Annotated in this window: 15 protein-coding genes; 7 read left to right on the top strand and 8 right to left on the bottom strand. The window is 69.8% G+C overall.

Annotated elements, in window-relative coordinates:
* The first annotated feature begins 58 nt into the window (after positions 1 to 58).
* The 6 genes from EAO79_RS03375 to EAO79_RS03350 all read left to right on the top strand — a co-directional run bounded on the left by EAO79_RS03375 (position 59) and on the right by EAO79_RS03350 (position 8,347).
* Positions 59 to 1,375 (top strand): sugar ABC transporter substrate-binding protein, encoded by a 1,317-nt coding sequence (locus EAO79_RS03375; RefSeq protein ID WP_124767791.1) that lies wholly within the window; start codon positions 59 to 61, stop codon positions 1,373 to 1,375.
* A gap of 38 nt (positions 1,376 to 1,413) precedes the next feature.
* The gene (locus EAO79_RS03370) at positions 1,414 to 2,433 is read left to right on the top strand and encodes a D-2-hydroxyacid dehydrogenase (RefSeq protein ID WP_124767790.1); all 1,020 of its coding nucleotides are present in this window, start codon (positions 1,414 to 1,416) and stop codon (positions 2,431 to 2,433) included.
* A 242-nt stretch (positions 2,434 to 2,675) separates the two neighbouring features.
* On the top strand, positions 2,676 to 4,304 hold the full coding sequence (locus EAO79_RS03365) for an ABC transporter substrate-binding protein (RefSeq protein WP_124767789.1): 1,629 nt from the start codon (positions 2,676 to 2,678) through the stop codon (positions 4,302 to 4,304).
* A gap of 124 nt (positions 4,305 to 4,428) precedes the next feature.
* Positions 4,429 to 5,502, top strand: a complete 1,074-nt coding sequence (locus EAO79_RS03360) for an ABC transporter permease (protein WP_124767788.1) — start codon at positions 4,429 to 4,431, stop codon at positions 5,500 to 5,502.
* Positions 5,503 to 5,504: 2 nt separating this feature from the next.
* Entirely contained in the window at positions 5,505 to 6,629 is a 1,125-nt protein-coding gene (locus tag EAO79_RS03355; RefSeq protein WP_124767787.1) for an ABC transporter permease, read from the top strand.
* Positions 6,626 to 8,347 carry an ABC transporter ATP-binding protein gene (locus EAO79_RS03350; protein WP_079704269.1) on the top strand — a complete coding sequence of 574 codons (1,722 nt, stop codon included), beginning with the start codon at positions 6,626 to 6,628 and terminating at the stop codon, positions 8,345 to 8,347. Before EAO79_RS03355 ends, EAO79_RS03350 begins: the two co-directional genes overlap by 4 nt.
* A gap of 92 nt (positions 8,348 to 8,439) precedes the next feature.
* On the opposite strand, the gene EAO79_RS03345 is transcribed toward EAO79_RS03350, so the two are convergent.
* A complete protein-coding gene (locus EAO79_RS03345) occupies positions 8,440 to 8,754 on the bottom strand; it encodes a YbjQ family protein (protein WP_064294105.1) in 315 nt (104 codons plus the stop codon).
* A gap of 298 nt (positions 8,755 to 9,052) precedes the next feature.
* On the opposite strand from EAO79_RS03345, the gene EAO79_RS03340 reads away from it, so the two are divergent.
* Entirely contained in the window at positions 9,053 to 10,771 is a 1,719-nt protein-coding gene (locus EAO79_RS03340; RefSeq protein ID WP_124767786.1) for a bifunctional 3'-5' exonuclease/DNA polymerase, read from the top strand.
* 70 nt (positions 10,772 to 10,841) lie between these two features.
* Here the strand turns inward: EAO79_RS03340 and EAO79_RS03335 are convergent, their stop codons facing one another.
* From EAO79_RS03335 to EAO79_RS03305, 7 genes are read right to left on the bottom strand one after another with little or no spacing between them, the layout of a single operon-like run.
* Positions 10,842 to 11,984, bottom strand: a complete 1,143-nt coding sequence (locus EAO79_RS03335; RefSeq protein WP_206428277.1) for a M20/M25/M40 family metallo-hydrolase — start codon at positions 11,982 to 11,984, stop codon at positions 10,842 to 10,844.
* A gap of 2 nt (positions 11,985 to 11,986) precedes the next feature.
* Entirely contained in the window at positions 11,987 to 13,120 is a 1,134-nt protein-coding gene (locus EAO79_RS03330; RefSeq protein ID WP_124767785.1) for a dipeptidase, read from the bottom strand.
* Complete coding sequence (gene menC / locus EAO79_RS03325) at positions 13,117 to 14,247, bottom strand: o-succinylbenzoate synthase (protein ID WP_124767784.1); 1,131 nt, start codon at positions 14,245 to 14,247, stop codon at positions 13,117 to 13,119. The genes EAO79_RS03330 and menC overlap by 4 nt, the downstream gene beginning before the upstream one ends.
* A complete protein-coding gene (locus EAO79_RS03320) occupies positions 14,234 to 15,115 on the bottom strand; it encodes a GNAT family N-acetyltransferase (protein ID WP_124767783.1) in 882 nt (293 codons plus the stop codon). Before EAO79_RS03320 ends, menC begins: the two co-directional genes overlap by 14 nt.
* On the bottom strand, positions 15,112 to 18,594 hold the full coding sequence (locus EAO79_RS03315) for a serine hydrolase (RefSeq protein WP_124767782.1): 3,483 nt from the start codon (positions 18,592 to 18,594) through the stop codon (positions 15,112 to 15,114). The genes EAO79_RS03320 and EAO79_RS03315 overlap by 4 nt, the downstream gene beginning before the upstream one ends.
* Positions 18,591 to 19,418, bottom strand: coding sequence for an ABC transporter ATP-binding protein (locus EAO79_RS03310; RefSeq protein ID WP_124767781.1), 828 nt, complete (start codon positions 19,416 to 19,418; stop codon positions 18,591 to 18,593). Before EAO79_RS03310 ends, EAO79_RS03315 begins: the two co-directional genes overlap by 4 nt.
* A complete protein-coding gene (locus tag EAO79_RS03305) occupies positions 19,415 to 21,256 on the bottom strand; it encodes a dipeptide/oligopeptide/nickel ABC transporter permease/ATP-binding protein (protein ID WP_124767780.1) in 1,842 nt (613 codons plus the stop codon). Before EAO79_RS03305 ends, EAO79_RS03310 begins: the two co-directional genes overlap by 4 nt.

The following is a 21,256-nucleotide window of genomic DNA, read 5'->3' as shown; positions in this document are numbered from 1 at the left end:
CGCGGGCGTTCAGACTGAACTGCTAGCCTCCCTGAGGTTCACGGAACGAAGGATTCTCATGCTCAAGCGCCACGCCGCCCTCGCGATCGCGGCCGCCTCCGCCCTGATGCTGAGCGGTTGCGCCGCCGGATCCACGGAGCGCACGACGGTCACGGTGCGCGTCTGGGATGCCGCCGTCGCCGACGCCTATGAGACCTCATTCGCCGCCTTCGAGCGCGAGAACCCCGACATCCGCGTCCGCGTCGACGTCGTCGAGTGGGCCGACTACTGGACGAAGCTCCGCACCGACGTCGCGGCGGACACCGCTCCCGACGTCTTCTGGTTGAACAACTCCTACCTCGCCGGGTACGCGGACAGCGGGAGCGTCCTCGACGTCGGGCAGACGCTCGGCAAGGACGCCTCGAAGGACTGGGCACCGAGCGTGGTCAGCCAGTTCACCCGGAACGACAAGCTCTGGGCCGTCCCGCAGCTGTCCGACGCCGGCATCGCGGTCTACTACAACGCCGACCTCCTCGACGCGGCCGGCGTGAAGCCCGCCGAGCTCGAGGACGCGACCTGGTCGCCCGACGCGACGAAGGACACGTTCCTGCCCCTGGCGAAGAAGCTGACGAAGGACGCGGCCGGGGTCTCGGCCGACCAGCCCGGCTTCAACCCGGCGGCGCCCGCGACCTACGGCACCGGCCTCGGGTACGACCTGCAGGCCGTGCTCCTCCCGTTCATCGGCTCGAACGGCGGGAAGTACCAGGACGGCGACGACTTCGCGTTCAACGACCCGAAGACGAGCGAGTCCGTGAGCTACCTCGTCAACGCGATCAACGGCGCCAAGGTCGCCCCACCGGCCGCCTCCACGAACGCCGACGGTGACTTCTCCCGCGACGCCTTCCTCCAGGGCAAGGTCGCGATGTTCCAGTCGGGGCTCTACAGCCTGAAGGCCGTGCACGACGGTGCCGACTTCCGCTGGGGTGTCGCCGAGCTCCCTGCCGGCCCTGCGGGCAAGGTCAGCGTCACGAACGGGATCGCCGCAGCGGGCAACGCGGCCACGAAGCACCCCGACCAGGTGAAGAAGGTGCTCGCCTGGTTGGGCAGCACCGAGGGCAACGCTCCCGTCGGTTCGTCCGGCTCGGCGGTCCCCGCCGTCACCGCGGCCCAGAAGCAGTACTTCGATTACTGGAAGGGCCAGGACGTCGACGTGCAGCCCTTCTTCGACGTGATCGCCGACGACGCGAAGACCATCGCGCCGCCGACGGGTGCCGGGTACGCGAAGGGACTCGCCGCCTACGACCCGATCTTCAAGGAGATCTTCGCCGGCACGACGCCCGTCGCCGACGGCCTCAAGAAGGCGCAGGAGGCGGCCAACGCCGCCATCAACGACTGACCCCGGGCGCAGGGCATCGCAGGGCATGATGGACCATCATGCGGATCCTCATCGCGAGCCACCTCGAGCCTGAGCACGTCGAGGCGATCAGCGCCTCCCTCCCCGATGTCGAGGTGCTGTACGACCCGACGCTCGTCGCGGTCCCGCAGTACGTCGCCGATCACCGCGGGCCGTCACCCGAGCTGTCCGCAGCGGACCAGCAGCGGTGGGAGGACATGCTCGCCCGGGCGGACGTCGCGTTCGACTTCGACTGGCAGGACCCGGCCGCGCTCCCGCAGCGCGCCCCGAACCTGAGATGGATCCAGGCGACGAGCGCCGGCATCGGTGCGTTCATGCGTCGCACCGGACTCGACCGCAGCGGCATCACCGTCACGACGGCAGGTGGCGTGCATGCCGTCCCACTCGCCGAGTTCGCCCTCACCGGTGCGCTCTTCGTCGTGAAGGGTGTTCCGTTCCTCCAGCGCCGGCAGCGGGAGCGCCGGTTCGAGCGATACACGACCAGACAGTTGGCCGGGATGCGCGTCACCGTCGTCGGCGTCGGCGGCATGGGGTCGAACGTGGTGCGGACCTTCGACACCATCGGCGCACGGGTGACCGCGGTGGGTCGGGTCGGCGGCACCTATGAGCTCCCCGACGGCGTCGAGCTGAGCGATGTGGACCGGCTCGACGAGGTGCTGCCGGGCACCGACGTGCTCGTGCTCTGCACGGCGCTCACGCCCGAGACCGAGAACCTCATCGGCGCCGACCGGATCGCGCTCCTGCGCGACGGCGCCGCCATCGTCAACATCTCCCGTGGGCAGGTCGTCGACGAGGACGCGCTGATCGAGGCGCTCCGCTCGGGCAAGCTGGGTGGCGCGGCGCTCGACGTCTTCCGCGAGGAGCCGCTGCCCTCGGACTCACCGCTCTGGGACCTCGACAACGTGCTCATCTCGCCCCACTCGGCGTCCACGGTCGAGAGCGAGAACGCGACACTCACGGCACTGTTCATCGAGAACCTCGCCCGTTACCGCGCAGGCGAACCACTGCTGAACCGGTTCGACGCCGAGCGCGGGTACTGACCGACCCCGGCTGTGCGTCTGTCGGGCGCGGGATCTCGGTAGCGTCCGAACCGGACGAAACGCGCGGTCATTGCGCTACAGATGTCGCTCGCGCACGTTTCGTGCTCGTAACGAATCTGCACCGGAAGCCTTCTCGGTTTGAGTGATTTGTTCGGAGCGTGCTGTAATCCTCTACAAGCACGTGCGAAGAACCTGCACACAGCCGTGCCGTCTCTCACACACAGAAAATGAGGTCGACATCAATGTCATCCCCACGTAGTGGATTCCGGAAGAGCGCCGTCGCGCTCGCGGGTCTGTCCATCACCGCCCTCGCCCTCGCCGGCTGCGCCGCCGGTGGCAGCGGCTCCAGCAGCGGTGCCAGCGGCACGATCGTCATCGGCACGACCGACAAGGTCACGACGCTCGACCCGGCCGGATCCTACGACAACGGCTCCTTCGCCGTCATGAACCAGGTCTACCCCTTCCTCCTGAACACGCCGTACAACAGCCCGGACGTCGAGCCCGACATCGCCGAGTCGGCCGAGTTCACCTCGCCGACCGAGTACACGGTGAAGCTCAAGAAGGGCCTCAAGTGGGCCAACGGCAACGACCTCACCTCGTCCGACGTGAAGTTCAGCTTCGACCGTCAGCTCGCCATCGCCGACGACAACGGCCCGTCGTCGCTCCTCGGCAACCTCGAGAAGACCGATGCGCCCGACGACCTCACCGTCGTCTTCACGCTGAAGACCGAGAACGACCAGACCTTCCCGCAGGTGCTCTCGAGCCCCGTCGGTCCGATCGTCGACGAGGACGTCTTCTCCGCCACCGAGCTCACGCCTGACAACGACATCGTCAAGGGCAAGGCGTTCGCCGGTCAGTACACGATCGACAGCTACAAGTTCAACGAGCTCATCTCGTACAAGAAGTACGCCGACTACCAGGGCCTCCTCGGCGAGGCGAAGAACGACACCGTCAACGTGAAGTACTACACCGACGAGTCCAACCTGAAGCTCGACGTCAAGCAGGGCAACATCGACGTCGCGTCGCGCAGCCTCTCCGCGACCGACATCGAAGACCTGAAGAAGGACAAGAACGTCAAGGTCGTCGACGGCCCCGGTGGCGAGATCCGCTACTTCGTCTTCAACTTCGACACGATGCCCTACGGAGCGACCACCGCTGACGCCGACGCCGCGAAGGCGCTCGCCGTCCGCCAGGCCGCTGCCGACTTGATCGACCGCGCTGCGATCGCCAAGGACGTCTACAAAGACACCTACACGCCGCTCTACTCCTACGTGCCCGCCGGCCTGACCGGTGCCACCGAGTCCCTCAAGGGCCTCTACGGCGACGGCGACGGCGGCCCGGACGCCGCGAAGGCCAAGGAGACGCTCGAGGCAGCCGGTGTGACCGTTCCGGTCGCGCTCAACCTCCAGTACAACGGTGACCACTACGGTTCCGGCTCCGGCGACGAGTACGCGCTCATCAAGGACCAGCTCGAGGCCGACGGCCTGTTCACCGTCAACCTGCAGCAGACCGAGTGGGTGCAGTACTCGAAGGACCGCACGACGGACGTCTACCCGGCCTACCAGCTGGGTTGGTTCCCGGACTACTCCGACGCCGACAACTACCTGTCGCCGTTCTTCGCCACGGACAACTTCCTCGCGAACCACTACGACAACCCGGCCGTCAACGATCTGATCAACGAGCAGCGCTCGACGACGGACGCCGATGCGCGGACGAAGCTCATCGAGCAGATCCAGGACACGGAGGCGGCCGACCTGTCGACCATCCCGCTGCTCCAGGGCGCTCAGGTGGCGGTCGTCGGCAAGGACATCGAGGGCACCGTCCTCGACGCGTCGTTCAAGTTCCGCTACGCACCCATCACCAAGGGCTGAGTAGCCTGACCAACTGATATCCGACTATGGTGAGTCGGACGTCGCGATCGGGGTGGCTCCACAGAGCCGCCCCGATCGTCTGTCCGGGCTCTACCGAGTCGGTGATCGAGGAGGATCCACTGCAATGACGGCAGCTGTCGCAACCCCACCCCCCAAGGCGGCCAGACGTTCCGGAGGTGGCGGACTCTGGCGGTACCTCGTCATCCGCTTCCTGCTGATCATCCCGACGGTGTTCATCCTCGTCACCATGGTCTTCTTCCTGATGCGCCTGACCGGTGACCCGATCACCGCGGCGCTCGGAGGCCGCCTCCCGGCCGATCAGCTCGCGGAACGCATCAGCGCCGCCGGCTACGACCGGCCGCTCTTCGTCCAGTACTTCGAGTTCCTCGGGCAGATCGCCGTCGGCAACTTCGGCACGACGATCTCCGACAACCGGCCGGTCATCGAGGTCCTCCTCACGTACGGCTCCGCGACCCTCGAACTCGCGATCTACGCCCTCATCGTCGCGTTCATCGTCGGCATCCCGCTCGGCATGCTCGCCGCGGCCCGCCGCGACCGCTGGCAGGACGCGGGCCTCCGCGTCTTCGCCATCCTCAGCTACGCCACCCCGGTGTTCTTCGCCGGCCTGCTGCTCAAGCTCGTCTTCTCCGTCTGGCTCGGGATCCTCCCGGTCGCCGGTCGAGCCAGCACCGGCACCGAGCTGACCCTCCAGACCATCTCCAACCCGTCCGGCATCTACCTGATCGACGCGATCCGCCTCGGCGACCCGACGGCGATCAGCGACGTCCTCGCCCACGCGGTGCTCCCGGCGATCGCCCTCGGCCTGCTGACGGCGGGCGTGTTCCTGCGGCTGGTCCGCACCAACGTCATCGGCACGCTCGGTTCCGGCTACGTCGACGCGGCCCGGTCGCGCGGCGTCAGCGAGTTCCGGCTCGTGACGAAGCACGCCTATCGTCCGGCGCTCATCCCGATCATCACGGTCATCGGCCTGCAGATCGCGCTCCTCCTCGCGGGCGCGGTCCTCACCGAGACGACGTTCGAATGGAAGGGCCTCGGCTTCATGCTGAGCGAGTACCTGAAGGCGCGTGACTTCGTCGCCGTCCAGGGGATCGTCGCGCTGCTGGCCGTCATCGTCGCCCTGACCAACTTCATCGTCGACATCATCGCGGCGATCATCGACCCGAGGGTGAGGTACTGAGCATGAGTGCTCCGACAGCCACCACCGCCGTGCAGACCGCGCCGGCGAAGCGTCCGCTGCGCGACCGCCTGCCCGTCGTCAAGCAGTTCCGCCAGTCGGTCGGGCTGCAGCGGGCGATGCTCGTCATCGGTCTCGTCGTCACGGGCGTGTTTGTGCTCATCGCGATCCTCGCGCCGCTCGTCGCGCCGTACCGCTACAACCAGCTGCGCGGCGACGACGGTTCGTTCGGTACGCAGCAGGCGCCGAACGCGACGAACCTCCTCGGCACGACCGTCGGTGGGTACGACGTCCTGTCCCGGGTGCTCTGGGGCGCCCAGACCGCGCTCTTCGTCATCGTGTCCGCGATCATCCTGTCGATCTTCATCGGCGTCCTGCTCGGGCTCGTCGCCGGGTACTTCGGTGGCTGGCTCGACCGCGTGCTCGTGGTCGTGTGCGACGCGGTCTATGCCTTCCCGTCGCTGCTGCTCGCGATCGTCATGTCGATCGTCATCAGCCGGGGCCAGTCGAGTCTCTGGGGTGGCATCCTCGCCGCCGCGATCTCGATCACCGTGGTCTTCATCCCGCAGTACTTCCGGGTGATCCGCTCCGAGGTCGTGCGCATCAAGAGCGAGGCGTTCGTCGAGTCGGCGAAGGTCATCGGTGCGTCGAGCTCCCGCATCATGTTCCGTCACGTGCTGCGGAACGCGACGCGGACCCTGCCGCTCATCATCACCCTCAACGCCTCCGAGGCCATCCTCACGCTCGCGGGGCTCGGCTTCCTCGGGTTCGGCATCGAGCCGACTGCGGCCGCCGAGTGGGGCTACGACCTCAACCGGTCCGTCTCCGACGTCACGAGCGGGATCTGGTGGACCGCGCTGTTCCCCGGCCTCGCGATCGTCCTCGTCGTGCTCGGCATCACGCTCGTCGGTGAGAGCCTCAACGACCTGTCCGACCCGCGTCTGCGCAGCCGTCGTCGTGTCGGCGCGTCGAGCGGATCGGTCGCTGCGACGTCGAGCATCACGACCACCGGTGGCACGCCCGACAGCCCCGGTGGCGCCGGGATGATGGACGCCGAGTCGCTGGGAGCCGTGAGCGACGCCGCGGCGGACAGCGATCTGGAGAACCGACGAGAGGACGAGCGCTCATGAGCCAGTCGACGCCGACCACCGGTCCACGCGACCTCGGCACCAAGGACATCGTCAGCATCCGCGACCTCGGGGTCTCGTTCTCGACCGACGCCGGCGCCGTGAAGGCGATCAACGACATCTCGCTGTCGGTCGCACCGCGCGAGATCGTCGCGATCGTCGGTGAGTCCGGCTCGGGCAAGACGGTCACGGCCAAGACCATCCTCGGTCTGCTCCCGGAGACGGCCACGGCCTCCGGCGCGGTCGTCCTGCGCTCGCGCGACGGTTCGACCGAGCAGGACGTCGTCACGGCGTCGGCGGAGCAGCTGCGGTCCATCCGCGGCAGCGACGCGGCGATGGTGTTCCAGGAGCCGTCCACGGCCCTCAACCCCGTCTACAAGGTGGGGTGGCAGATCGCCGAAGGTCTCCGCGCGCACGGGTCGTACACGAAGGCCGAGGCACGGGCCAAGGCCATCGACATCCTGCGTCGCGTCGGCATCCCGGAGCCGGAGGAGCGGGTCGACTACTTCCCGCACCAGTTCTCCGGCGGACAGAAGCAGCGCATCGTGATCGCGATGGCGCTCGTGCTCGACCCCGGACTGATCGTGGCCGACGAGCCGACGACCGCGCTCGACGTCACGGTGCAGGCGGAGATCCTCGACCTCCTGCGTCGGTGCCGCGACGAGTTCGGGACGGCCATCGTCCTCATCACGCACAACATGGGCGTCGTCGCCGACCTCGCCGACCGCGTCGTGGTCATGTACCAGGGCGACATCGTCGAGGAGGCTCCCGTCCAGGAGCTGTTCTCCTCACCGAAGGCCGAGTACACCAAGAAGCTCCTGTCGTCGGTGCCGCACGTCGGCCGTGGCAAGAGCTCCGCGCCCGCCGAGGTCGAGCGCGGGAAGCAGCTGCAGCTCGGTGAGCCGGTGGTGGTCGCGAAGGGGCTCGAGATCGAGTACCCCGGCCGCTTCGGTCGTGCCGGGTTCCGGGCGGTCAAGGGCGTCGACTTCACGATCCACGCGGGCGAGGTCCTCGGCCTGGTGGGGGAGTCGGGGTCGGGCAAGACCACGATCGGCCGCGCGATCGCCGGGCTCACCAAGGTGACCGGCGGCTCGCTGTCGGTGCTCGGTGTGGAGATGAACCGGGTGAAGGAGCGGGAGTTCGCTCCGAAGCGCCGCGAGATCGGGTTCGTGTTCCAGGACCCGGCGACGAGCTTCAACCCACTGCTCACGATCGCCGAGTGCGTGGCGGAGCCGCTCATCGTGCACGGCCGCTTCGGCGACGCACGGGCGGCCCGGCGTCGGGTGGACGAGCTGCTCGAAGCGGTCCAGCTGCCGAAGGCGTTCGGCGACCGGTTCCCGCACGAGCTGTCCGGTGGGCAGCGGCAGCGCGCTTCGCTTGCGCGGGCGTTGGCGCTCGAACCGGCACTGCTGGTCGCCGACGAACCGACCTCGGCGCTCGACGTGTCCGTGCAGGCCCGCGTGCTGGAGCTCTTCGCCGAGCTGCAGCGTGAGTTCGGGTTCGCGTCGCTGTTCATCAGCCACGACCTCGCCGTCGTCGACATCCTCGCCGACCGTATCGTCGTGCTGTATCGCGGCGACATCGTGGAGGAGGGGCCCGGCTCAGCGGTGCTCGGTGCGCCGAGCGACGTCTACACGCGTCGTCTCCTCGCGTCTCTCCCCGTGCCAGATCCGGCCGAGCAGGCCGTCCGTCGCGAGGAGCTCAAGCGCCTCCGCGCCTGACAGCAGGAGATCTGGACGAGGGCAGGATCGAACGTCGCGTTCGGGTCCTGCCCTCAGTCGCTTCTCCTGTTGCCAAGCGGTGGTCTGTGACCTCAGCCGAGCTTGACGGCGGTGCCGTAGGCCACGACCTCCTGGTAGTTCTGGCCGACCTCGGCCGCGTCGAACCGCATCGCGAGTACCGCGTCGGCACCGAGCGCGGTGGCCGCCTCGATGAGTCGCTGCTTCGCCTCCTCGCGGCTCTCAGCGAGCTGCTTGGTGAGCCCGGAGAGCTCACCGCCCAGCAGTGCCTTGAAGTTGGCGCCGAGTTGCACGCCCGCGTTGCGTGCACGGACCGTGAGGCCGGTCACTTCGCCCAGCACCTCGGTGACCTGGCGGCCGGGGACATCGTTCATCGTCGAGATCAGCATGCTCGCAGTCTGGCACCGCTGCGCCCACCCCCATAGGGGGGATGTCCCGTCTCCAGGGCCTTACCGCGGTCACCGACCTTTCCCCGGTCACTGAGCTTGTCGAAGTGCAAGCGATGAGACTGATGGCCCTTCGACAGGCTCAGGGACCGATCCCATCGCGGTCGGCGCTCTGCAGACGCTGGCCCGTACCTCGCGGAGTGCACGAGACCCGGATGGAACGCGCGATTCCGTCCGGGTCTCGTGTCTCCAGCGAGTGCGCGCGTCGGGCGAGGTCGGCGGGTGACGGCAGACTGGGGTGGTGCACATCGTCCTCCAGCAGCTCGACGGCGCCCGTGTGCGCGTCGTGCACCTCGAGGACCGTCCCACTTCATCCGGCGAGCCACCTCCGGTCTCCGAGACCACCATCCCGCGGGCCGACCTCGCGGCCTTCGTCCGGCGTCTCGAAGCCGAGCCGAACCCGCCGCGCTGGGTGTGGGACGACACCACACTCTGGTACCCGGCGCTCCTCGCCGCGGGTGTCCGGGTCGCCCGCTGCGTCGACCTCCGGCTCTCCCACAACCTCCTCCGCAACGCCGCCTTCACCGCCGACTCTTCCCTCGCGACGGCTCCGGCCGGCCCGTGGGACGAGGTCCTCGATCCGCGCGTCGCCCAGCGTGCGGAGGCGGTCGGGACCCTCTTCGACCTCGACCTCCCGGGCGGCGAACGCGATCCCGTCGCCGAGTTCACGCTCCAGCGTGACGCCGTCGACGGCGCGACACCGCAGGGACGCTCGCAGCTCGGACTCCTCCTCGCCGCCGAGTCCGCCGGTGCCCTCATCGCCACGGAGATGACCTTCGCCGGTCTCCCGTGGGACGCCGAGGCCCACGACCGCATCCTCGCGGAAGCCCTCGGCCCCAAGGTGCCGCCCGGTGTCCGTCCGGCGAAGCTGGCCGCGGTCCTCGAGGAGGTCAAGGCCGCCCTCGGGGTGCAGGAGCTCAGCCCCGAGTCACCGGGCGAACTCCTCAAGGCGCTCCAGCGTGCCGGCATCAACGCGACCTCCACCCGGCAGTGGGAGCTGCAGGAGATCGAGCACCCCGTCATCGAGCCACTGCTCCGGTACAAGAAGTTGTCGCGTCTCCTCACCGCGAACGGTTGGACGTGGGTCGAGACCTGGGTGAAGGACGGACGCTTCCGTCCCACCTACGTTCCCGGCGGGGTCGTCACCGGGCGCTGGGCGTCCGACGGTGGCGGTGCCCTCCAGCTGCCGCACCAGGTCCGCGGTGCCGTCCTCGCGGACGAGGGCTGGTGCTTCGTCGTCGCCGACGCCGCCCAGCTCGAGCCACGCATCCTCACCGCGATGTCCGGCGACCGCGCGATGGCCGATGCCGGACGCGGCGTCGACCTCTACCAGGGCATGGTCGACGTCGGCGCGGTCGACACCAGGCCGCACGCGAAGATCGCGATGCTCGGCGCGATGTACGGCGCGACGACGGGGGAGAGCGGGCGCCTCCTGCCCCGGCTCACGCGGGCGTTCCCTCGGGCGATCGAGTTCGTCGAGACGGCCGCCAGGGCCGGTGAACGCGGCGAGCGGGTCAGCACCAGGCTCGGTCGTACGTCACCGCTGCCCGGCGAGACCTGGCGTGAGATCCAGTCGGCCGCATCGATGGAGGGCGCGAACGCCGCCGCGACCCAGCGCGCCCGCATGGAGGCGCGCAGCTGGGGTCGCTTCACCCGCAACTTCGTCGTGCAGGGCACTGCCGCCGAATGGGCGCTGTGCTGGATGGCCGGCCTCCGGACGCGGTTGCAGGCGCTCGCCGCAGAGACGGTCGGTCCGGCGGCCGCGCTCACCGAGTCGGCCCACCTCGTCTTCTTCCTCCACGACGAGATCGTCGTCCACTGCCCCGAGCAGCAGACGGAGCGGGTCGTGGCCCTCGTGCGCGAGGCGGCGGCCGAGGCCGGTCGCCTGATCTTCGGCACCGCGCCGGTCGAGTTCCCGGTCACCACCGCTGTCGTCACCTCCTACGCCGACGCCAAGTAGCCCGCGAACTGTCAGTTGATGCGGGTGTGCGCGGCCCGCACTGTGCCGAAGTGACAGTTCGCGAGCCTGCTCAGGGGAGGAGGTCCGCGACGAGATGAACCAGGAGCGCCGTCCGCGGGGCGATCGAGTCCACGAGCGCGTGCTCGTCGGCCGCGTGAGCGCCGCCACCGACCGCGCCGAGACCGTCCAGCGTGGGTACCCCGATCCCCGCGGTGAAGTTGCCGTCGGAACCGCCGCCGACATCGATCCCCGTCAGCGGGCCGAGGTCGTGCTCTCCTGCGAGTCGGAGCGCTCGGGCGAACACCGGTCCGGTGTGCTCGTGGTCCATGGGCGGTCGGTTCGGTGCACCGTCCACCGTGACCAGCGCCCCGGCCAGGACCGGTGTGAGTGCGTGCATCTCGGCATCGACACGCGACTGTTCGTCGAGACTCGTCGCACGCGAGTCCACGAGCAGGTGCGCGGCTGCCGGAACGGTGTTCGACGTGGTGCCGACACCGGCGGCGGTGGGGGTGACGGTGGTCCCGAGGGCCGACCGGCCGAACCCGCTGATCCGGAGGATCTGGTGCGCCAACTCGACACCGGCGTTGACGCCCAGCTCCGGCTCGAGCCCGGCATGGGCGGCCCGCCCGGTGATGTCCAGGCGGTACACCGCGACGCCCTTGCGTCCGATCTTCAGCGCACCGCCGTCACCGGAGGCCTCCAGGACGAGCGCGGCCGAACAGCCGGCTGCGTCCGCCTCGATGAGTTCGCGCGAATCGGGGGAGCCGAGCTCCTCATCGCCGGTCACCAGCAGCTCGATCCCGTCGAGTGCCTCGTCGCCGCCGCGGTCGCGGAGCGTCGCCATGGCGTGGATGGCCTGCACGAGCCCGACCTTCATGTCGAAGCACCCGGGACCCCGGATGACCCCGTCCACGATGGAGAACGGCTGGGCGGCGAGGGAGCCGAGCGGCCACACCGTGTCGTGATGGGCGAGCAGGAGCACCCGAGGCGCGCCGAACCGCAGTCGGACATGGGTGCAGCCGTTCTCCACGAGCATCTCGGGCGTGCGGCCCAGTCGCTGCTCGACCAGCTCCGCGACGACGGCGGCGCTCGCTGCGACCGCTGCGTGATCCCCCGACGGAGACTCGGTCTCGACGAGGCGTTGCAGGTCGGAGAGCATCTCGGGCAGTCGCAGGGTCGTGTCGTCGAGGACCGTCGTCTCGTTCGCTGGCATGGTCAGGGTCCTTCCGGAGATGGTGTGCGCCCGCTCCCGGGTGCCGGTCGGTCGAGGTCGTCGGTGACACCCGGCACTGAGCGCTCCGTGTCGCCGATGACGCGGAGGGCGTTCAGGCCCGCGAGCCGGTCCAGGTCGTCGTCGCTCCACCGTCGCTCGCGGAGCGCATCACGCACGCGGGCGTAGGAGGTCACGTCGTCCATACCGACCGGGAAGTCGTCGAAGCCGTCGTAGTCGCCGCCGAGTCCGATGTGCTCGATGCCGGCGACATCACGAGCATGCTCGATGTGGCGGACGACGTCGTCGATGATCACCGTCGGCTTCGGCCCGTGCCGACCGCCGCGCCACCAGTCGGCGTACTCGTCGCTCAGGAAGGGCGGGACGAACGCCACCATGACGACGCCGCCGTTGCCGGGGAGCCGTTCGAGGACCGCGTCGGGGACGTTGCGCTCGTGCGAGCAGAGCGCTCGGCAGGACGAGTGGCTGAAGATCACGGGGGCGGTCGTCGCGTCGAGCGCATCCTCCATCGTGCTCGTGGCGACATGCGAGAGGTCGACGATCATCCCGATGCGGTTCATCTCGGCGACGATCTCCCTCCCGCGTTCGGTGAGTCCACCGTGCACCGGCTCATCCGTCGCCGAGTCCGCCCAGGGGGTGTTGTCGTTGTGGGTCAGCGTGAGGTACCGGACACCGAGCCGTGCGAGCATACGCAGGGTCGGGAGCGAGTCGCCGATGCTGTGTCCACCCTCCGCGCCGAGGAGTGAGGCGATGCGTCCGGTCGCCCAGGCGTGCCTGACGTCATCGGCGGTGCGGGCGAGGGACAGGCGCTCGGGGTACTGGGCGATCAGCCGGTGTACGAAGTCGATCTGCTCGAGGGTGGCCTGGACCGCATCGCCGGGAGCGAGTTCGACCGGGACGTAGACGGACCAGAACTGCCCTCGGACGCCGCCGCGTTCGAGCCGCGCGAGGTCGGTCTGGAAAGCGGATGCGCCGCCGTCGCCGTCCAAGCCGGCGACGGCGTACCCGGAACCCTCCCTGGCCGCCCAGGGCAGGTCGTTGTGTCCGTCGATCACGGGGAAGCTCCCGGGGGCGACGCCCGTCGGCCGCCCCGGGGAGACCTTCGACGCGTTCGTCACGAGGCGCGCAGGGTGACCGTGTGCACCGTCACGTCGGCGAGGACCTCGGGGATCGGCTCGACCCCGAGACCTGGACCGGTCGGGATCGCGATGTCGCCGCCGTCGAGGACGAACGGCGCCGTGATGTCCTCGCGGTAGAAGCGGTCGGACGCGGAGATGTCGCCGGGTAGCGTGAAGCCCGGCATGCCGGCCAGCGCCGCATTGGCCGCTCTCCCGATGCCGGTCTCGAGCATGCCGCCGCACCAGACCGCGACCCCGTTCGCGCTCGCGATGTCGTGGATGCGTTTCGCCTCCAGGTACCCGCCCACCCGGCCGGGTTTGATGTTGATAATGGCGGCCGCGCCCCACGCGATGGCGTCGGCGGCGCGTGCCGCGGAGACGATTGACTCGTCGAGGCACATGGGGGTGGTCATCAGCGTCGCCAACTGCGCGTGCTGCCGGAGGTCGTCCTCGGCGAGCGGCTGCTCGATCAGGAGGAGGTCGAAGGCGTCGAGGCGCCGGAGCAGCGGCGCGTCGAGCAGCGTGTAGGCGGCGTTCGCGTCGACCTGCAGGGGGATGTCGCCGAACCGCTCGCGCACGGCGCGCACGGGTTCGATGTCCCAGCCGGGCTTGATCTTCAGCTTGATGCGCACGTAGCCCTCGTCGAGGTAGCCTCCGACCGCGTCGAGCAGTTGCGCGGTGGACTCGTGGATACCGACGGACACCCCGGAGGGCACCCGGTCGACTGTTGCGCCGAAGAAGTCCGCGAAGGAGCGGCCCGCTGCGCGCAGCTGTGCGTCCAGCACGGCCATCTCGAGGGCGGATTTCGCCATGCGGTGTCCGACGATGTGCCGGAGGACGTGGCCGACCCGCTCCGCGGTGATGTCCGTCCCGGCCGCCTGCGCCGCGAACAGGATCGGGATCAGATAGCCCTCGAGCATCGACCGCGCGCCGTCGAGGTACTCCTCGGAGTACACCGGGTCGTTCAGGGCGACGCACTCGCCCCACCCGACGGTGCGGACGCCGTCCTCGAGCGCCGTGACCTTGACGAGGAGCGGGGTCCGCTCGGTCTGGGTGCTGAAGGAGGTGGTGAACGGGCTGACCAGGGGGAGCCGGACGGTGATGAGCTCGACGTCAAGGATGTGCATGGGTGGTCCTCTCCGCGCGGTAAAACCCGCGGCGGTCGAAATCGGTGAGCTGCCAGCCGTCGGCGAGCAGTCCTGTCGTGACCGAGCGCAACGCGTCGCGCCAGGCACGAGCGGTCGTCGCGTCCCGCGCCCGGAGGGCTTCGACGTCCTCCGGGAGGTCGATGCGGATGGCGTCGACGCCGTCTGCGGGTGCTGAGCCGATGATCGGCCCCTCGGGACCGCGGAGCAGCAACGCGACCGCCGGTTGCTCGAGCGGAGCGGCTCGCACGACCGGCGACGCCAGGTCCCATTCGAGCAGCATGCGGTCGCTCGGTTGGCCCAGGTTCAGCTCGTCGAGCATCGGCCCGTAGAAGTCGGGCAGGTATGCCACCGCCCGCCCGCCGAGTTTGCGGAGGTTGAAATACGCGTTGCGGGCGACGAGCGGGTCGAACGTCCACGTCATGGTGGTGACCGATCGCTGAAGGCACCAGGCGCGCTGGTGGAACTTCAGCGCCGCGCCGATCCCGTGTCCCGAGTACGCACGCAGCACACCCGTGATGTGGGAGTGCATCGCGTGGGCGAGCGGCGGGTGGAAGAACCCGACCGACGCGGCGACGAGCGCGTCGTCGACGAACGCTCCTGCGACGTAGTTGCCGGAGTGCACCATGGCGACGAGCATGCTGGGATCGAGCCTCGAGTGCTTCGCCTCCATGCCCCAGACGTCGGCCAAGAGGGCGGCAGCCGCCGCCATCTCGGCGGGCGACGCGAGCAGGCGGACGACGACCCCGCTCTGCTCGGCGTATCGACCCGCCGTCGTCTGCGCCTCGTCGAGGACGGACGCGGGTGATGGTGACGACCGCGGTACCTCCGCGGTCGTCCGGCTGCTCATACCTCGACCTCGTCACGGACCTCACGCGGCAGGAATCGCAGGCCGACGTAGGTACCGCCGCGGTGCGGTCGCACCTGCGCCCACCCGGCGCTGCCCGGTGCCCGCATCACCCAGACGCCGGGAAGGGAGGACGGCATCAGCTTGACGACGTTCGCCGGCGTCGGTGTCGGGTCGGCGGTCTGGGTGTCGTCCGTCGAATCGTCGGTCGCATCCACCGCGCTCTGGTCCGCTGGTTCGGTGACGGCGCTCGCCGCCTCGGCCGCCGCGGTGGCGACCTCCGGTTCGCTCTCCGAAGGCACCACCTGGACCCGCTCGGTGACGACCATCTCGAGGTGCTCCTCGGCCTCGCGGATCTCGATGCCGAGGCCGCTGGTCCCGTAGGTGCCGAGCGCCACCTCCGCGGGGACCTCGGCGCGGTCGATCGGACTGGCTCCCGCCGGTGCGTGCAGCCCGGCGATGGTCGACGCGGCGCTCTCGAAGAGGTCATGGTAGAGCCCGTCCGGGCGGCCACCCGTCGTGAGGAGACCGATCGCGAGCTGCTGCTCGGGGAACACCCGGAGGTAGGCACGCTGACCGATCGTGCCACCGTCGTGGCCGTACACGCGTGCACCGGACCATTCCTCGAGGAACCAGCCGAGTCCCCAGCCGGTGAGCGACGGGTAGATGTCGGTCAGGTCGATCTGCTCCTGCTGCATCAGCACGGCGGACTCGCGGGAGAGGATCCGCGTCCCGTCGGCGGTCTCGCCCAGGCGGAGCCCCAACTCGGCGAAGGTGAGCAGGTCGCCGATGCTCGCCACGATGTTGCCGGCCGCCCCCATCGAACGGGTGATCGGCCAGACCGACGCGGGAACGCCGTCTGGGCGGTGTCCGGCGGCCGCAGCGAACCGGGGGACGTCCTCCAGGAGCGTCACGGTGTGCTCGAGACCGAGCGGCTGGATGAGCCGCTCGCGCAGGATCGCGTCGTACTGCCCGTCGCGGAGCACCTCGACGATCCGACCGAGGATGACGAAGCCGGAGTTGCAGTAGGAGAAGCCGTCGTCGAGGGCGTGGACCTGGCGGGCGGTCTGCAGCGTCGCGACGTACAGCTCGATGCAGTCGTCGCCGCGCCCCGTGTTCGTGAACAGGTCGCCGTCGATGCCGCTCCGGTGGGAGAGCAGCGACCTGATGGTGACGTTCGCCGCGGTCTCCTCGTCGTCGAGCGCGAAGTCGGGCAGCACGGATCGGACGGTGTCCTCCAGCGACAGCAGCCCCTCGTCCACGAGCTGCATGATGAGCGTGGTGGTCCAGACCTTGGTGATGGAACCGATCTGGAAGATGGCGTCCACACCGGCCGGTGCGCCCGTCGCGGCGTTCAGGACTCCGGAGGCGACCGTGGTGCGGGAGAGCGGTCGACCCTCCGCGGTCAGTTCGACGATGCCGAACTGCGCGCCGGTGACGCCGTATCGCTCACGCAGCACGTCGAGCTCGGACTGCCAGGCGGCGGTGTCGAGGGCGGCGCGGGCGGGACCGACGGAGCGGGCGGGCACGGGCGGCGTGTAGCGCTCGACCCAGTCGATGACGCGACGGTTGTAATCCATCCGCTGGCTGAGCGATCCCGTGACGACGAACGCGTGGGTGGCGCCGGGGTACGAGACCAGACGCACGGGCACCTCCTGCGATCGCAGGCCCGAGAACCACTGCTCGGCCTGGTTGAGCGGGCAGCGCTGGTCTTCGGCGCCGTGCAGGATGAGCGTCGGCGTCGTCACATTCCCGACCGCGCTGATCGGCGATGCGGCGAGGAACTTCTCGGCGTCGTCGACGACCGTGCCGCCGACGGAGATCTTCGCGAGGTAGCCTCCGGCGTCGGACGCCCCGGCCACCGCCGTGAAGTCGCAGACCAGACCGCCCGCGACGGCCGCCGCGAACCGGTCACTGTGAGCGGTGAGGTACGCGGTGCTGAAACCGCCGTAGCTGTAGCCGGTCACCGCGAGGCGGTCGGCGTCGACGAGACCCTCCGCGATCAGCGCGTCGATCGGTTCGTGGAAGTCGGGGCCGTCGGCACTGCCCCAGCCGCCGATGACGGCGCGCATGAACTCCTCGCCGTAGCCGTCGGAACCGCGCGGGTTCAGCGTGAGGATCCGCCAGCCCGCGGCCGCGAGCACCTGGTGGTACAGGTGGGCGCTGTCCGCGACGCCGGTCCACGAGTTGTGGGGTCCGCCGTGGATGTCGAGCAGGAGTGGAGCGGCGCCGTCGGTCTCGGGAGCGGAGAGCAGCCACCCGTGCACCGTGCCGCCGTCGGAGATCGGGAACTCGCGCTGCTCGGCGGCGAGGACCGTGACGTCGGGCAGGGCGTCCGCGGTGAGCGTCGTGAGGACCGACACCTCGCCGGTGTCCAGATCGACGACGGCCACCTCGCCGAAGCTCGACTGCGTCGTCAGGATCACCGAAGCGCGGCGGGCGTCGCGGGCGACGGACAGGGCGGAGACCACCTCGTCCTCGTTCGCGATCACCGTGCGGATGCCGTTGCCGTCGGTGCCGATGGCGTACAGGTGGGTCCATCCGCGATCGCGGACGCAGAAGACGATCTCCGCGGCTCCGCCGGCGTGATGGCTGAGTCCGGGACGGCCGCCGGGGTAGCCGGGGCCGCCGAGCATCACGTTCCGGTCCAGGTCCGCCGTGAGGGCGACGTCCGGCTCGTCGGCGCCACCGCCGAGCAGGATGAGATCCGCGTTCCCGACACGGAGGTCGGCGCCTCCGACCGCGACCAGTCCGTCGTCGTCGAGGCGCAGCAGCGGCCCGCCGATGAAGGCGGCCGAGCCGACTGGCGCCGGGGCGACGATCGGGTCGTCGACGACGATCCGGTAGGCACGCGAGACGTTGTCGAGATCGCCGTCCGGTTCGAGGTCGGCGGTGAATGCGAGGCCGGTGCCGTCGGTCGACCAGGCGGGCTCTCCCGCGTTCCAGTCACCGTCGGTCAGGCGTCGTGCGGGCGCCTCCCCGGTCGTGTCGACGACGAACAGGTGCATGCGCTTGTCGCCCAACCAGCCGACACCGTCCGCCTTGTAGCCGAGACGGTCGGTGACGATCGGTGCTTCGGGATCGGCGCCCGCCGTGCGGGTGACCGGCGCGGTGAAGGCGATCCGAGTGCCGTCCGGGCTCCAGGCGGCTGCTCCGGCGCCCATCGGAAGCGTCGACGCCGAGGTCAGGCGGACGGGCTCGCCGCCGTCGAGGTCGAGGCGGTGCAGCTGCGGTGCCCCCTCGACGACTCGGAGGAACGCGAGGGATCCGCCGTCGGGGGAGAAGCGCGGGCTGCTGTCGCCGGGGCCCGCCGTCATCCGCCGGGCTGCGCTGCCGGACCGGACGCTCCAGAGCGACGTCGTGGTCTTGCCGGCGACCACCTCGGAGCGGGTGAACACCACGAGTCCACCGTCCGGCGAGATGGCGGTGTCGGTCGGGGTGACGAGTCGTGCGAGGTCGTCGATGGTGAGTGAGCGGGTCATGCGTTGGTTCCTTCCGAGGTGAACAGCGGGACGCCGAGGCGAGGTACGGCGCCGATGAGTTCGCGGGTGTAGTCGTGTGCGGGGCGTTCGAGGACGTCGAGGACGGGGCCGTGTTCGACGATGCGACCGTCGCGCATCACGGCGACCTCGTCGCAGAGCTGGCGTACGACGGCGAGGTTGTGGCTGATGAAGAGGACGGTCAGGGAGAGCCGCTCGCGGATCTCCGACAGGAGGTTGAGCACGGACCCCTGCACCGACACGTCGAGCGCGGAGGTGATCTCGTCCGCGAGGAGCACGTCGGGTTCCGCAGCGAGTGCCCTGGCGATCGCGACGCGCTGGCGTTGGCCACCGGAGAGACCGCCCGGCAGCGACGACGCCCGGTCGGGATCGAGGTGGACCAACTGCAGGAGTTCGGCGGTCCGTTGCCGGCGTCGTGCCGCCGTGCTGCGGCCCGTCGACGATCCCTCGCGGCGCGAACGACGGTCGGTGACCTCGATGGCCTCCTCGATCGAGGCGCCGATCGTCATCCGTGGGTCGAGACAGGAGTACGGGTCTTGGAACACCATCTGGATGCGCTGGCGACGGATGGCGTTCTTGCCGCGGGCATGGGCGACATCGACCCCGTCGAGGAGGATCCGACCATCGCTCGGCTCGTGCAGCCCGACGGCCGCCCGCGCGATGGTCGACTTGCCGGAACCGGACTCGCCGACGAGACCGACCATCGCCCCTGACGCGATGAACAGGTCGACCTCGGACACGGCGTGGACGGCCGACCGGCCTGCTCCGAAACGGACGTCGAGGCCCTGGAACTCGAGACTGCTCATGCGTTCACTCCCCGTGTCTCCGTCGTCCGGGTCCGCGCCGCCTCGGTCTGGAAGTCGGTCCCCTCGGCGATCGTCGCGAACGGTGTGCCCGGCTCGGCGTCGAAGTCCGGCACGGCGTCGAGCAGCGCCCGCGTGTAGGGGTGCTGCGCTTCGCCGGACAGGAGCGCGTCCACGCTCAGGTCCTCGACCATGCGGCCGCGGTACATCACCATCACGCGGGTGCAGAGGCCCGTGACCACGGCGATGTCGTGCGACACGAGCAGCACGGCGGCCCCCGTCTCGCGGTTCACGGCGTGCAGCAGGCTGAGCACCTCGCGCTGCACCGTGACGTCGAGCGCGGTCGTGGGCTCGTCCGCGATGATGAGCGCCGGTTCGCCCATGAGTCCCATGGCGATCATCGCCCGTTGCCGCATGCCGCCGGAGAACTCGTGCGGATACTGCTTCGCGCGTCGCTCCGGGTCGGAGATCCGGACGTCGGCGAGGCGCCCGACGGCCCGTTCGGCTGCTGCACGGCGATCGAGGCCCTCGTGCAGGAGGCCGATCTCCGCGACCTGTGGGCCGATGCGCAGGGCCGGGTTGAGGGAGGTCGAGGGGTCCTGGAACACCATCGCCAGGCGGGTGCCGAGCTGCTTCGCGAGTGCACGGGTGGAGGCTCGACCGGGGACGACGCCGTGGCGGGTGAGTTCGCTGCCGTCGAAGCGCACGCGCCCCGCGGTGACGACGAGCGGATCCTCGAGCAGCGCCGCGACGGCCAGGCACGTGAGCGATTTCCCGGAGCCCGATTCACCGACGAGCCCGACGATCTCCCCGGGGGCGATGTCGAAGTCGACGCCCGTGACGGGATGGGTCCAGCCGGCTCCCGACGGAGCCGCCACATGCAGGTCGCGGACGCTGAGCACGGCGTCGGACGCCGTGTCGAGCGCTGCGGGGTCGGCCTCGACGCGGGCCGAACGCGGGGCGCGCGTGGCCTGGCGTCTGCTGCCCAGGGAATCGATCCCGAACGCACGCGACAGGGTCTCGCCGAGGAGGGTGAAGACGACACCGGCGAAGACGACCGCCGCACCGGGGGCCAGCGCCGTCGCCGGGTTCACATAAATCTTCGCGAGCCCTTCGTTGAGCATGCGGCCCCAGTCCGTCTCCGGCGCCTGTACCCCGAGACCGAGGAAGGACAGTCCGGCGAACGCGATGAGCGACCCGCCGGCGCCGATGCTGGCGTTGACGATGAGCGGTTCCCGGACGTTCGGCAGGATGTGCCGGACCAGGATGCGCCACCGCGGGACGCCGAGGATCCGCGCGGCCGACACGAAGTCGCGACCGGCGATACTCGCGGACATCGTCTGCGCGAGCCGTGCGAAGAACGGGATCATGGCGAACCCGATCGCGAGGACGGCGCCGAGTGACGACGCCCCCACCGAGATCGAGAGCACGATGGCGAGCAGCAGCGACGGGAAGGCGAGGGCGATGCCCGTGCCGCTCACGATGAAGGCGGCTGCCGGTCGCGGGAGGATCGACGGCAGGAACCCGACGACGATACCGAGGGTGACGCCGATCGCGGTGGCGGCGAGTGCCATGACCACCGACAGCCGGGTCGCGGTCATCACTCTCGCGAACACGTCGCGTCCGGCCGCATCGGTGCCGAACGGGTGCGCGGCACTCGGCTTCGCAGACAGCTGGGTGACGTCCGTCACCATCGACTGCGCGCCCCAGATGATGGGGCCGAGGATGGTCGCGGTGATGAGGATGGCGAGCCCGACGATGGTGGCGATGCCGAGCGGGGATCGAAGCACGCGTGAGAGCCGGCTCGGGCCACGTCGGTCGGTGGACTGCACGTTCGCCAT

The organism is Plantibacter sp. PA-3-X8 (genome assembly GCF_003856975.1).
GTDB lineage: Bacteria > Actinomycetota > Actinomycetes > Actinomycetales > Microbacteriaceae > Plantibacter > Plantibacter auratus.
This window is presented reverse-complemented; position numbering and strand designations above follow the sequence as displayed.

Bases quoted from the DNA above. Each gene is read 5' to 3' on its own strand.
- EAO79_RS03370 (WP_124767790.1), top strand. From the start codon at position 1,414: ATGCGGATCCTCATCGCGAGCCACCTCGAGCCTGAGCACGTCGAGGCG.
- EAO79_RS03365 (WP_124767789.1), top strand. From the start codon at position 2,676: ATGTCATCCCCACGTAGTGGATTCCGGAAGAGCGCCGTCGCGCTCGCG.
- EAO79_RS03335 (WP_206428277.1), bottom strand. From the start codon at position 11,984: ATGCCAGCGAACGAGACGACGGTCCTCGACGACACGACCCTGCGACTG.
- EAO79_RS03320 (WP_124767783.1), bottom strand. From the start codon at position 15,115: ATGAGCAGCCGGACGACCGCGGAGGTACCGCGGTCGTCACCATCACCC.
- EAO79_RS03360 (WP_124767788.1), top strand. From the start codon at position 4,429: ATGACGGCAGCTGTCGCAACCCCACCCCCCAAGGCGGCCAGACGTTCC.
- EAO79_RS03305 (WP_124767780.1), bottom strand. From the start codon at position 21,256: ATGGCGAACGTGCAGTCCACCGACCGACGTGGCCCGAGCCGGCTCTCA.
- EAO79_RS03375 (WP_124767791.1), top strand. From the start codon at position 59: ATGCTCAAGCGCCACGCCGCCCTCGCGATCGCGGCCGCCTCCGCCCTG.
- EAO79_RS03350 (WP_079704269.1), top strand. From the start codon at position 6,626: ATGAGCCAGTCGACGCCGACCACCGGTCCACGCGACCTCGGCACCAAG.
- menC (WP_124767784.1), bottom strand. From the start codon at position 14,247: ATGCACATCCTTGACGTCGAGCTCATCACCGTCCGGCTCCCCCTGGTC.
- EAO79_RS03310 (WP_124767781.1), bottom strand. From the start codon at position 19,418: ATGAGCAGTCTCGAGTTCCAGGGCCTCGACGTCCGTTTCGGAGCAGGC.
- EAO79_RS03345 (WP_064294105.1), bottom strand. From the start codon at position 8,754: ATGCTGATCTCGACGATGAACGATGTCCCCGGCCGCCAGGTCACCGAG.
- EAO79_RS03315 (WP_124767782.1), bottom strand. From the start codon at position 18,594: ATGACCCGCTCACTCACCATCGACGACCTCGCACGACTCGTCACCCCG.
- EAO79_RS03355 (WP_124767787.1), top strand. From the start codon at position 5,505: ATGAGTGCTCCGACAGCCACCACCGCCGTGCAGACCGCGCCGGCGAAG.